This window comes from Ruegeria sp. D3 (assembly GCF_056534465.1).
In genome coordinates, this window is record NZ_JBQFPK010000002.1 from 414,149 (window position 1) to 426,793 (window position 12,645).

Genomic DNA, 12,645 nt, shown 5'->3' on the forward strand with positions numbered 1-12,645 from the left:
CCTGTTTCGTATAAAAGAAAATACAAAGGGCGATCATGGAAAACGAGCAGTCACCGATCATCATTTGGTACCGGCGGGACTTGCGCCTGTCGGATCACCCAGCTTTGAACGCAGCAGTTCAAAGCGGTCGTTCCGTCATTCCCGTTTACATACTCGACAATCTTGCTCAGACGCTGGGTGCTGCGCCTAAATGGCGACTGTCGCTAGGGCTGGAAGCGCTGCAGCAGCGTTTGACGCAAGTTGGCAGTCGGTTGATCCTGCGGCAGGGAAACGCCATTGAGGTTTTGCAACAGCTTGTCCGCGAAACCGGAGCATCTGCAGTGTACTGGACCCGCGCTTATGATCCGGACTCCATTGAGCGGGACAGCAGCATCAAGACAACGCTGAAGGACCAAGGGGTCGAGGCAAAGTCGTTTTCCGGCCATCTGCTGTTCGAACCCTGGACGGTAGCAACGAAGAGTGGACAACCTTTCCGCGTGTTCACGCCGATGTGGAGAGCTGTGCAACACAGGGACGTTGACCCACCGGTCCCCACACCGAACCGTCTGATTGCGCCGCCAGCTTGGCCAAAGTCAGATGACATTGGGAGTTGGGCCATGGGGGCGGCAATGAACCGAGGCGCCGGAGTGGTCGCGCAGCATGTGCGCGCAGGTGAAGAGGCCGCCTTTGACGTTCTCGAAGCGTTTGTTGGTCGTGTTTCTGACTATTCCAACGATAGAGACCGGTTGGATTACAACGGAACATCGGCCTTGGCCGAATATCTCTCACTGGGTGAGATAAGCCCACGGTCGATCTGGCATCGTGTTAGGATCTCTGAGATGAATGGCGTGTCGGGTGCGGATGCGTATCTGCGCCAACTTGTGTGGCGCGAATTCGCGTATCACCTGATGTTTCACACTCCACATCTGCTTGGCGACAATTGGAAGCCAGAGTGGGACGCATTTCCGTGGCGTTTCGATGAAGATAACCCACAGGTAATTGCTTGGAAAACAGCAAGAACAGGTATTCCCGTCGTAGATGCCGGCTTGCGCGAGATGTACGTAACCGGGCGGATGCACAACCGGGCACGGATGATCGTCGCAAGCTATCTGACCAAGCATCTGATGACTCACTGGAAAGTCGGCCTGAGGTGGTTCGAGGAGTGTTTGGTGGACTGGGATCCCGCATCGAATGCGATGGGATGGCAGTGGGTGGCAGGCTCGGGGCCAGACGCGTCGCCGTTCTTTCGGATTTTTAACCCCGTGACACAACAAGAGAAATTTGACCCATCATCCGCCTATGTGCGCAAATGGGTGGCCGAGGGTCAGACCGCTCCGCCCCATACTGCCTTGGCGTATTTCGAAGCGATCCCTCGGGCCTGGGGCCTTGAACCCACTGATAACTATCCGGCTCCTATCGTTACATTGTCCGAAGGACGAGCACAGGCACTGGCCGCCTATGAGCACCGGAAAACCCAGTAAGGAACTGAAAACTTGCCAGAAACACAAACTCGGCCTAGCCTGAAACAACAACCGCACAGGGGAGAGCGGATGATCCTGACCACCACAGACGGACAGAAAGACCTGCCACGCTATTTCGGGCAGGTTGTTAAAATGCTGAACAAGATGGAATGCGGCCGCCTGGATATCGCGCTGCCGGATGGCCGTGTTTTCCGAGCCGAAGGTACAAAGCCCGGGCCAATTGCTCGGGTCGATATTCACAACCCGGACGTCTTTGCCCGGCTGATCCGAGAGGGCGAATTGGGGTTCTCGGACGCCTATTTGGAAGGCGACTGGAGCACACCGGATTTACGGTCTTTCATGGATTTGGTCCATTTGGGAACCGAGACCGTTTACGACGATTTCACCGGTAAGTTTCTGGTTCAAGCCTATGAAAGGCTTCGCTTTTGGTTGAACGGAAATAGCCGTAAGCAAGCCAAAAAGAATATCTCTTATCACTACGATTTGGGCAATGAATTCTATGCCATGTGGCTGGATGATACGATGACCTATTCCAGCGCGCTGTTTGAGACTGGGCAGGAAAGTCTTGAGAAGGCGCAAACCGCCAAATACGCCAGTATGGTTGATGAGATGGGGGCAAAGCCCGGTGATCACATCCTTGAAATCGGCTGTGGCTGGGGGGGATTTGCTGAATATGCAGCAAAAGAGCGTGGCCTACGGGTCACAGGCCTGACGATCAGCGAAGAGCAGTTGAAGTATGCCCGGCAACGCATTGATAAAGCGGGATTGTCCGATATGGTCGAGTTCAAGTTGCAGGACTACCGTGATGAGCGTGGCCAGTATGACGGTATCGCATCAATTGAGATGTTTGAGGCGGTTGGTCAAAAATACTGGCCAGTCTATTTCGAAGTTGTGCGCGAACGTTTGAAGCCGGGTGCTCAGGCGACTTTACAAATTATCACCGTGGCAGATCATCGTTGGGAGGTTTACCGCAATGGTGTTGATTTCATTCAGAAATATATTTTTCCCGGCGGTATGCTCCCTGCACCTTCGGTGCTAAAAGAGCAGGTCGCTCAGGCAGGTTTGAACGTGGTGACGTCCAAGGAATTCGGCAAAAGCTACGATCTGACTCTGCGCCGCTGGTATGACACGTTCAATGATAAATGGGACGTCATTTCTGAGATGGGCTTTGATGAGCGTTTTCGCCGCATGTGGAATTATTATTTGACTGCCTGCGGCGCAGCCTTTGACACCGGCAATTGCGATGTGACACAGATTACTGTAGCAAAACCAACGTAATGAACGGACCCACCTGATGCCCACTGCTGCGCGACTTGTAGCCTCCATTTGTCTTTTGGTGGTGGCCTTTTTAGTTTCGAGCATGATCATCGCTAATGGGGAAGATGGTAAGGACTACGGTATCTTTACCTACGTGAACATGATCATCGCGGTTGCGTGCGGCTGGAAAATCATGGGAAAGCGAGCTGGCAAAGGGTGGACGTCCGGACTGAACAACGGTTTGACCGGGGTTGTCTCATTGGTTTTCTGGGGCCTGTTTGTTCAAGGGTGCAACGAAATGTTCCGATTGGCTATGCGCCATCGGTATGACGGACCATTTGAGGCACTGTTGGCCATTTTCCAGATTGGCATTGAATTTGGTCAGCAGTTGTTAGCACCAGAAATCCTGTGGACGCTCGGGATCGGTGCTGTGATCGCGGGTCTCGCCACGGAAGAGGCCAGTCGCCGCTGGCGGTGAGGGCTACTGGCACTACGAGGGTAATTTTGTGTCCGCATTGTTTTTCTATGGAACGCTTCGCCATCTGCCTTTGTTGGAGACCGTTCTGGATCGATCGCTCTCCGACTTGCAGATAAGAGACGCAGTTCTGCCAGACCACGCGGTCTATGATGTTCGGGACGAGCATTTTCCGATGATTTGCTCTGAAACAGGCCATAATGCCCCGGGGCTGGTGGTTGAAGGGCTCGGGCCAGAAGACCTGAAGCGGTTAAAGTTTTATGAGGCCGGTTTCGATTTTGATATGGAGCCTCACACTTTGAACCTCACTGATGGTTCTCGCATTTTGGCAAGCGTGTTCTACCCGCAGCCGAACTTGTGGACCTCTGCCGGTCCCTGGTCCTTGCAGGATTGGGTGGACGACTGGGCGGAAATGTCGGTGTCAGCGGCACAAGAGGTGATGGGCTACTATGGCAAGGTCGACGCTGACCAGATTTCCCGCAGTTTTCCTGCCATTCGTACGCGGGCTTGGGCAAGGCTCGCCGCGCGCAAGCGGCACACTGGCGATCCGCGCGATGTGCGCAAAGACGTGGTCCTGCAACAACACGCGCGAGAGTATGTCGACTATTTCGGGATGGAAAGAATCGAGCTGCAGCATCGGCTGTATGATGGCTCGATGGGGCCGGTCGTACATCGTAGCGGGCTGATGCAGGGCAGTGCGGTTGTCGTTCTGCCCTACGATCCGATCCGCGATGCAGTCCTATTGGTCGAACAATTCCGGGCACCGGTCTTCATGGCCGAAGATCCGGAGCCTTGGATGTGGGAACCCGTCGCTGGAATGATTGACCCCGGCGAAACGCCGAAACAGGCGGCTCGGCGCGAGACACTTGAAGAGGCTCATGTAAATCTGTTGGTGTTGGAAAGCGCGGGATCAGCCTATTCGTCAAGCGGATCATCCACCGAATACCTTCATCTCTATGTCGGGCTGGCTGACCTTAATCAGACAGTCAACAATGGTGGCCTTGCCTCCGAGGGCGAGGACATTCGCACACAAATCCTGCCGTTTGTGGACTTCATGGACAGAGTTGATGCCCATGGGTTCAAAGATTTGCCGTTGCTGGCGCTGGCTCATTGGCTCGCGCGACATCGGAACCGTCTGCGCTCGTGATGATCGCTGCTTGTGGTTGGCGCGCGGCAACTGTAAATCTGCCTTGATCCGTAATGAAATGAGGGCGCCATGCGCATTGCGAAAGACCTTGCCGACGCAGTCGGAAAAACCCCGCTGATCCGATTGAAGCGCATTAGCGAGGAAACCGGATGCGAAATCCTTGGAAAGGCCGAGTTTATGAACCCCGGCCAATCGGTCAAGGACCGCGCGGCGCTCTATATCATCAAAGACGCCATCGCGCGGGGCGAGTTGAAGCCCGGTGGTACGATCGTTGAAGGAACTGCGGGCAACACAGGTATCGGTCTGGCTTTGGTCGGAGCTTCGATGGGCTTTAAGACCGTGATCGTGATCCCGGAAACGCAGTCCGAAGAAAAAAAGGACATGCTGCGCCTTGCCGGTGCGCAATTGGTGCAGGTGCCTGCCGCGCCTTATCGCAACCCTAACAACTTTGTCCATTACTCGCGCCGTCTGGCCGAGGAACTGGCGCAGACCGAACCCAATGGCGCGATCTGGGCAAACCAGTTTGATAACGTGGCCAACCGTCAGGCGCATGTGGAAACTACGGGCCCCGAGATTTGGGAGCAAACCGGGGGCAAAGTCGATGGCTTTGTCTGTGCCGTGGGTTCCGGCGGAACGCTGGCCGGCGTGGCGGATGCTTTGCAGCCCAAGGGCGTTAAGATCGGTCTGGTCGATCCGATGGGGGCGGGGCTTTATTCCTATTACACCACTGGCGAAATCGCGATGGAGGGCAGCTCGATCGCCGAAGGCATCGGGCAGGTGCGCATCACGAAGAACCTCGAAGGCTTCAAGCCCGATTACGCCTATCAGATGACCGACAATGAGGCGCTGCCGCTCATCTTCGACCTGCTGCGCGAAGAGGGGCTGGTCATGGGCGGTTCGACCGCGATCAACATGGCGGGTGCTGTGCGTTTGGCCAAAGACCTTGGGCCGGGCCATACTATCGTGACAATCCTGTGCGACTATGGAACGCGCTATCAGTCCAAGCTGTTCAACCCGGAATTCCTGCGTGAAAAAGAGCTGCCGGTCCCCGATTGGATGACCGAAGCCCCGCGCAGCATACCCGGCGTGTTCGAGGACGTGTGATGCTGCGACAGGTCCGCCTGCTCCTAGCGCTTGTCTCAATTTGTCTGGCGGTTCTCTGCGGCCCTGCGGCTGCTCAGCTTTCCGACCGACAGAGCGAGTACTATCAGGGTTGGGTCAAAACGGCGGACCGAGCAGAAGTAGTGATCGAGGCCGACCGGGCCTCGAATGCTTCGCTTGAAAACCTACGTTCGGAAATTCATGCCTATCGCGATGATTTCAATCGTGCGCGTGGTGCAAATACCGAACGCATTCAGACGCTTGACGCTCAGATCGAGGCGCTTGGGCCGAAGCCCGAAGGGGATGCGAGCGAACCCAAAGACATTGCCGCCCTGCGCGCGCATCTTGAAGAGCAACTGAATGCGCTTCAGGTTCCTAGGATTATCTCGGAAGAAGCGTTCAGCCGCGCCAACGGTTTGATCGCAGAAATCGATCAGCTTCTGCGTAACCGCCAGACCAAAGAGCTGTTAGAGCGCGGTCCGTCTCCGATTAACCCAATCTATTGGGGGCCAGCATGGACAGATGTTACCGAAGCAGCCCGCGGCCTGTTCAACGAAGCCCGAAGGAATCTGCAAACTGATGTAGCCCACGAGAAGTTGCGCAATCAGGGCTTGGGTATTTTTGTACTGGTGGTTCTCGCCGGGGTACTGTTGTTCTACGGCAAGCATTGGTCCGAGCTTGCAGGGAGCTACTTGCGTAAGCTGGGCGGCCGAGGCAGTGGTGTTTGGACGTTCCTGACTTCACTACTGCGTATTATTTTACCCTGGCTTGGGGTCTGGTTGATCGTCAAGGCGATCGTAATGACCGGGGTGCCGGGCTTGCGTGGCACTTTGCTGTTGGAAAACATCCCGTATTGGGCTGCGATTATCCTCTATTATGACTGGATTGGCCGACAGGTTTATGTCCTGCAAGAGGCGCAGGGGTTCAAGCGTCTGACCGCGAAGCGGGTGGCCGAACTGCGGGTCTATCTCGATCTGCTTGCAGTCCTTTTGATCCTGCACGAATTGGTGAATCTATTCGAGCAGATCGAGAATATCTCGGACGCGACGCGCGCGGTTGTCGGTTTCCCTGTGACAATCATTACGGCACTGGTTCTTTTGCGCGTGCGTCAGGTGCGCAGCACCGAGGTTGTCGTCGACTCGGATGAGCCCGGCGCGACCCGAGGCGCGGGTTTGGCGCAGTTGATAGAATTCCTGCGTCGAGCCCTGTTTCTGCTGGGTATTGCCAGCCCGGTGCTGGCAGTGGTCGGTTATACCAACGCCGCCGAGGCGATCGTTTATCCTGCTGTCAAATCCCTTGTTCTCATTGCGGCACTGGTCATCGTTCAGCGATTCCTGACTGCTGTTTACGGGTGGGTCACGCGACAGGGCGACGGGGCCAAGGATTCCCTGTTTTCCGTCTTGATCGGCTTTGCGATGGCCATTTTCGCCATCCCGGTTCTGGCAATCTACTGGGGCGCGCGCAAGACGGATTTACTTGAGGTTTGGTCGCGTATCCTGCTGGGATTCGATGTCGGTGGCGTGACAGTTTCACCGAAGAATTTCTTTACCTTCCTGATCGTCTTCTTGATGGGGTATGGCCTGACACGGATGCTTCAAGGGGGGCTGCGCAGCTCATTGCTGCCAAAAACCAAGATCGATCCCGGCGGCCAAAACGCAATTGTCGCGGGGACAGGCTATGTCGGCATATTCCTTGCCGCCCTTTGCGCCATCATGGTCGCCGGGTTCGACCTTTCTTCGTTGGCCATTGTGGCCGGTGCGCTGTCGGTCGGAATTGGTTTCGGCCTGCAGACCATCGTTTCGAACTTTGTTTCAGGCATCATCCTTCTGGTCGAGCGTCCGATCTCGAAGGGAGACTGGATCGACGTCAACGGGATGATGGGCTATGTGCGCGATATTTCGGTCAGGTCGACGCGGATCGAGACCTTCGACCGATCCGATGTGATCGTCCCCAATTCGGATCTGATTAGCGGTGTGGTGACCAACTACACCCGCGGCAACACAATCGGGCGGGTGATTGTTCCTGTCGGAGTTGCCTACGGAACTGATACTCGCAAAGTTGAGAAAATCCTGGGCGAAATTGCAAATGCGAACCCGATGGTTCTTGCCAACCCTGCTCCCAGTGTTGTTTTCCAAGGCTTCGGCGCGGATTCTCTGGATTTTGAGATCCGTGCTATTCTGAGGGATGTTAATTGGATGCTGTCTGTAAAGTCAGACATGAACCATGAGATTAACCGTCGCTTTGTTGAAGAGGGCATCGAGATCCCGTTCGCGCAGCGTGACGTGTGGTTGCGCAACCCTGAAACTCTGCGCAACACCGGTCCAGAGGTGAAGGCTGCCCCCAATTCCGAAGAGGGTTCCGCAGCCAAACCTGCGCCGATTAAAATGACCGAAGCCGACATGTCGGATAGCGACGGGGACGAGATTTGATCGGTTTTCCGGCCTCACTCAGGAAGGTTGAATTTTCACCCTATTGGGGCCTTGCAAATCTGCAAGCGATAGTCCAAATATCGCCCGCACGGAGAGGTGGCCGAGTGGTCGAAGGCGCACGCCTGGAAAGTGTGTAGGCGGGAAACCGTCTCCAGGGTTCGAATCCCTGTCTCTCCGCCACATACCTTAAAAGTTGATTGGCGATGCTTGGTCTAACGAGTTTAGACACCTATGTGCTTTTCGCTCACCTCGGACGTCAAGTCGGACATGGCGCCACTCCAGACTGTGCGCCCGCGTGCTAGGATGGTGGCGGTGTCTGATACAGTGGCTAATTCTTTCAAGGACTTGTCGATCAAAAGGATTGCGACGCTGGTGTTCTGCTTTAACTGCCGCATTGCAGCCCAGATTTCCTGTCTGATGATGGGTGCGAGACCCTCGGTTGCTTCATCCAGAACAATAAGACGCGGATTCGTCATCAATGCACGACCGATGGCCAGCATTTGCTGTTCACCGCCAGACAATGAGGCGGCTCGCTGGTTTCCACGTTCATCCAGCCTTGGGAACAGACTTGCGACCTTGCGCAGATCCCATTCTCCGGGGCGGGCTGCAGCGATTAGGTTTTCGTGCACGGTTAAGTCCATGAAACACCTGCGCCCTTCGGGAACCAGACCTACACCGCTCCGCGCAACTTTGTGACTGGGTAGGCCCTGCAAGTTTTTGCCATCTAAGGTGATCGTGCCTGAGGAACGGATCATCTGACAGATCGCCTTGACGGTGGTTGTCTTGCCCATGCCATTCCGTCCCAGCAATGCGGTAACTTCGCCCTCAGCCACGCGCAGATCGACACCGAAAAGCGCTTGGCTTGGACCATAGGCTGCCTGAAGGTTCTCGACCGTGAGAAAACTCATACTTCTTCTCCCAGGTAGGCCTCACGGACATCCGCGCTTTGGCGGATGTCATCCGCTGATCCTGTGGCGATCACCGCGCCATAAACCATCACGCTGATGCGGTCTGCCAAAGCAAAAACGGCATCCATATCGTGTTCGACCAGCAGTATTGGGGCTTCGGCGCGAAGTCCGTCGAGTAGAGCAGTCAGGTTCCGGGACCCCTCTGCTCCGAGACCGGCCATGGGTTCATCCATGACAAACGCGCGGGGTGAAAGCGTAAGCGCAACGGCGACTTCCAACTGTCGTCGCTGCCCGTGACTGAGGCTGGAGCACTGTGTGTCGCGAAAATTCGCAAGGCCGACACGATCCAGTGCACCTTCTGCACGGGACCGTAAAGTTTTTGATTTTTGAGCGGCCCCCCAGAACCGCCATGAGGCCCCTTCGATTGCCAGACAGCCTAAAATCGCGTTTTCTAAAACAGTGTCTTCCATGCATAAGTCGGAAATCTGGAACGTCCGACCCAAGCCAGCGCGTGCGCGAATGTGGAGGGGCAGGGCCGAAACATCCCGATCATCCAACAACACACGACCGGAATCGGGGTGGATTTCACCGCATATCTGTTTGATCAGCGTGGACTTGCCCGCTCCGTTCGGGCCAATGATTGCGTGGATTTCCCCTGGGTTGAGGTCGATTGACACATCGTGTGTCGCTGTCAACGCGCCGAACCGTTTGCTAAGTGCATCAGTGGCAAGGATGGGCTTAGACATTCGCACCCTCTTTCCCCGTGAGTAGGCCGATCAGTCCACCACGCCCGAACAGGACAATGCACAATAGGACGACTCCAAGGTAAACATGCCAATAATCGGTCAATGCTCCTAAAAAATGCTCGAGTGCTACAAAGACACAAGCCCCGATTACCGGCCCCATCAGCCGTCCAACGCCGCCAATCACGATCAATACGATAAGCTCTCCGGACAATTGCCAGCTAAACATTGTGGGCGACACAAACCGGTTGAGGTCAGCGAAGAGCGCGCCCGCCAATCCAGTTATTGCGCCTGAAAGAACAAAGGCCAGCAAACGAATTCGCGTAGGGTTCAGACCGACTGCCTGAACGCGTGATCTGGTTTGGCGCGTGGCGTTCAGTGCCAAACCGAAGGGTGAAGCCTGAAGGCGGGCAAACAGGAACAACACGATGCAAAGAAGAATGAAACAGATGCCGAAGAACTGAATTGGCACCAGCGTGTTTAAGCCGGGAAAACCGTTGCGCACGTAAATGGACAGTCCGTCCTCGCCGCCATATTGCGCCCATGAGATGGCAAAGTAGAAAAACATCTGGCCAAATGCGAGGGTGATCATGATGAAATAAACCCCGGTTGTGCGCAGTGACAGCATGCCGATGAAAAACGCGACCAGCGCCGAGATGACCATAGCCGACAGCCAGATCAACGGCATCGACGTTGTCCCATCAGTGCTGAACAGACCAAGGTTTAAGGTTGAATACGTCTGCGCGTGATAGGCAAGAATACCCATGGTATAGCCGCCAAGGCCAAAGAACGCAGCGTGGCCCAAGCTGACCATTCCGCCCAGACCCAATGCAAGGTTCAACCCGACAGCTGCCAGTGCAAGGACAACCGCTCGGGTGGCCAACGTGATCGTGAAAGGCTCGTCCATCGCCAATGCCCAAATGGGTAATAGAAGCAGGCCAGTTAGAACGACGCCATTGATGTATCTTTCCTTAACTCTCATGCGCGGGCTCCGAACAAGCCAGTAGGGCGCCAGATCAGAACAAGCCCCATCAGTATATAAATCCCCATCGAGGCAATGGCTGACCCGCTTTTTTGCGCTGCACCGGGCTCCATGAACAAGCCAAGGAATTCAGGAAGGAAAACGCCGCCCAACGTGTCGGTCAAACCGACCAGCAATGCACCAATGAACGCCCCTCGGATCGACCCGATACCGCCGATTACGATAACCACAAAGGCAAGGATCAGAACGGGTTCACCCATGCCTACCTGCACCGATTGAATTGCTCCAACCAAAGCGCCGGCCAGCCCGGCCAGAGCTGCTCCTAGGGCAAAAACGAGGGTGTAGAGTTTTGAGATATCAACGCCAAGCACCGCGATCATCTCTCGATCGTTTTCACCGGCCCTGATCTGAATGCCTATGCGTGTACGTTCGATGAACAGCCATAATCCGCCCGCGATTGCCACACCGATGACGATCAGGCTTAGACGGTAAAGGGGGTATTCGATGCCGCCGGGCAGGGTGACAGGCCCCGAAAGAGCTTGCGGGATATTCAAAAACAAGGGGAAAGACCCGAAAAACCAGCGGGTTCCCTCCGAAAATATAAGTATCAGGGCAAAGGTAGCTAGAACCTGATCCAGATGAGGTGCATCGTATAGCCTTCGTATGACAACAATTTCAATCATCGCGCCGGCAAGCGCAGCTGAGGCGAGCGCCGCAACTAGACCCAGAAAGAACGATCCCGTGGCACCGGCCACAGTGGCTGCTGCGAAAGCCCCGACCATGTAAAGCGAACCGTGGGCAAGATTGATCAGCCCCATGACGCCAAAGATAAGTGTCAGGCCCGCAGCCATCAGAAATAACATGACGCCAAATTGCAGACCATTGAGGATCTGCTCGACAATCAGGATCGAGGACATGGGAACTCCGGTGGTCTGCCTGCCGTCTGGTTGACGGCGGGCAGCAGTCGTTTCTTACATTTTGCACTCGGCGGCGTATGCGTCCGAATGAGCTTCAAGCGCGGTGCCGATGATCTTGTTGGTAAAAACATCACCTTCCTTGATCACTTCACGCGCATAGATCGTTTGTACCGGGTGGTGGTTCGGGCCAAATGCAAAATCCCCGCGCGTACTGTCGAACTCAGCGGCTCGCAGGGCTTCGCGGAAAGCATTTGCGTCTGACGGATCGGCTTTTTCCAATGCGGATAAAAGCAGGTTTGCGGTGTCGAAACCCTGGCTGGCGTAAAGCGACGGCAGGCGGCCGTATTCGGCCTTGAAGCTATCGACAAAAGCCTTGTTGGTCGGATTGTCGATATCCTTGTTCCATTGCGAGGTGTTCACAACACCCAAGGCTGCATCACCCACTGCCTGCAAGATACCCTGATCAAAGCTAAAGGCCGGGCCGACGACAGGCAGATCGATTCCGCTGTCGGCATATTGCTTGAGAAAAGAAATCCCCATGCCGCCGGGCAGAAAGAAAAAGACACTGTCGGCGTCACTCGCGCGGATTTGGGCGAGCTCGGCGGCATAGTCCGTTTGACCAAGCTGGGTGTAAATCTCTCCGGCCAGGTCGCCATCGAAGAAACGTTTGTACCCGGTCAGTGCATCCGTACCCGCCGGGTAATTCGGAGCCAGAATGAAAGACTTCTTGTAGCCAGCATCATTTGCATATGCTCCAGCCGCTTCGTGCAGGTTGTCATTCTGCCATGCCACGTTGAAATAATTGTGATGGCATCCTTTCCCCGCCAAGGCCGAAGGGCCTGCGTTGGGGGATAAATAGAACACATTCTGGTTCACCGCTGCTGGAACGACGGCCATGGCAAGGTTCGACCAAATAATGCCTGTCATGACGTCGACGCGTTCTGATTGAATCATCTTGTCTGACAGTTGCACCGCAATGTCGGGCTTGCGCTGGTCGTCCTCGATCACGACTTCGATGTCGTCACGTCCTGACTGTTCAATCGCCAGAAGGAACCCGTCGCGCACGTCAAGACCCAGGCCGGCGCCGCCGCCCGAAAGGGTAGTGATCATCCCGACCTTGACCTCAGCGAATGCCGATGTGGCTAGCAGCGATGCAGCCGATGCAGCCAACAATAGCTTTTTCATTTTTCTCTCCCTCGTTGGTTAGCCACAGTTGATACTAAAAA

Annotated in this window: 11 protein-coding genes and 1 tRNA gene; 7 read left to right on the forward strand and 5 right to left on the reverse strand. The window is 55.3% G+C overall.

Annotated features, from left to right (window positions below; translation table 11 throughout):
- The first annotated feature begins 35 nt into the window (after positions 1 to 35).
- The 7 genes from ACR0DX_RS04420 to ACR0DX_RS04450 all read left to right on the forward strand — a co-directional run bounded on the left by ACR0DX_RS04420 (position 36) and on the right by ACR0DX_RS04450 (position 8,049).
- Positions 36 to 1,460 carry a cryptochrome/photolyase family protein gene (locus ACR0DX_RS04420; protein WP_170353011.1) on the forward strand — a complete coding sequence of 475 codons (1,425 nt, stop codon included), beginning with the start codon at positions 36 to 38 and terminating at the stop codon, positions 1,458 to 1,460.
- Between the two features lie 69 nt (positions 1,461 to 1,529).
- Positions 1,530 to 2,738, forward strand: a complete 1,209-nt coding sequence (locus ACR0DX_RS04425; protein ID WP_170353013.1) for a class I SAM-dependent methyltransferase — start codon at positions 1,530 to 1,532, stop codon at positions 2,736 to 2,738.
- Between the two features lie 16 nt (positions 2,739 to 2,754).
- On the forward strand, positions 2,755 to 3,195 hold the full coding sequence (locus tag ACR0DX_RS04430; RefSeq protein ID WP_170353015.1) for a TrgA family protein: 441 nt from the start codon (positions 2,755 to 2,757) through the stop codon (positions 3,193 to 3,195).
- Positions 3,196 to 3,223: 28 nt separating this feature from the next.
- Complete coding sequence (locus tag ACR0DX_RS04435) at positions 3,224 to 4,339, forward strand: NUDIX domain-containing protein (protein WP_170353017.1); 1,116 nt, start codon at positions 3,224 to 3,226, stop codon at positions 4,337 to 4,339.
- A 69-nt stretch (positions 4,340 to 4,408) separates the two neighbouring features.
- On the forward strand, positions 4,409 to 5,443 hold the full coding sequence (locus ACR0DX_RS04440) for a cysteine synthase A (RefSeq protein ID WP_170353019.1): 1,035 nt from the start codon (positions 4,409 to 4,411) through the stop codon (positions 5,441 to 5,443).
- On the forward strand, positions 5,443 to 7,869 hold the full coding sequence (locus ACR0DX_RS04445; protein ID WP_170353021.1) for a DUF3772 domain-containing protein: 2,427 nt from the start codon (positions 5,443 to 5,445) through the stop codon (positions 7,867 to 7,869). The genes ACR0DX_RS04440 and ACR0DX_RS04445 overlap by 1 nt, the downstream gene beginning before the upstream one ends.
- 90 nt (positions 7,870 to 7,959) lie before the next feature.
- Positions 7,960 to 8,049 (forward strand) — tRNA-Ser (locus ACR0DX_RS04450).
- A gap of 41 nt (positions 8,050 to 8,090) precedes the next feature.
- On the opposite strand, the gene ACR0DX_RS04455 is transcribed toward ACR0DX_RS04450, so the two are convergent.
- From ACR0DX_RS04455 to ACR0DX_RS04475, 5 genes are read right to left on the reverse strand one after another with little or no spacing between them, the layout of a single operon-like run.
- A complete protein-coding gene (locus ACR0DX_RS04455) occupies positions 8,091 to 8,777 on the reverse strand; it encodes a branched-chain amino acid ABC transporter ATP-binding protein (RefSeq protein ID WP_170353022.1) in 687 nt (228 codons plus the stop codon).
- A complete protein-coding gene (locus ACR0DX_RS04460; RefSeq protein WP_480845291.1) occupies positions 8,774 to 9,523 on the reverse strand; it encodes an ABC transporter ATP-binding protein in 750 nt (249 codons plus the stop codon). The genes ACR0DX_RS04455 and ACR0DX_RS04460 overlap by 4 nt, the downstream gene beginning before the upstream one ends.
- On the reverse strand, positions 9,516 to 10,502 hold the full coding sequence (locus tag ACR0DX_RS04465) for a branched-chain amino acid ABC transporter permease (RefSeq protein ID WP_170353026.1): 987 nt from the start codon (positions 10,500 to 10,502) through the stop codon (positions 9,516 to 9,518). Before ACR0DX_RS04465 ends, ACR0DX_RS04460 begins: the two co-directional genes overlap by 8 nt.
- The gene (locus ACR0DX_RS04470; RefSeq protein WP_170353028.1) at positions 10,499 to 11,419 is read right to left on the reverse strand and encodes a branched-chain amino acid ABC transporter permease; all 921 of its coding nucleotides are present in this window, start codon (positions 11,417 to 11,419) and stop codon (positions 10,499 to 10,501) included. The genes ACR0DX_RS04465 and ACR0DX_RS04470 overlap by 4 nt, the downstream gene beginning before the upstream one ends.
- Before the next feature lie 54 nt (positions 11,420 to 11,473).
- Positions 11,474 to 12,604, reverse strand: a complete 1,131-nt coding sequence (locus ACR0DX_RS04475) for an ABC transporter substrate-binding protein (protein ID WP_170353030.1) — start codon at positions 12,602 to 12,604, stop codon at positions 11,474 to 11,476.
- Positions 12,605 to 12,645 lie beyond the last annotated feature (41 nt).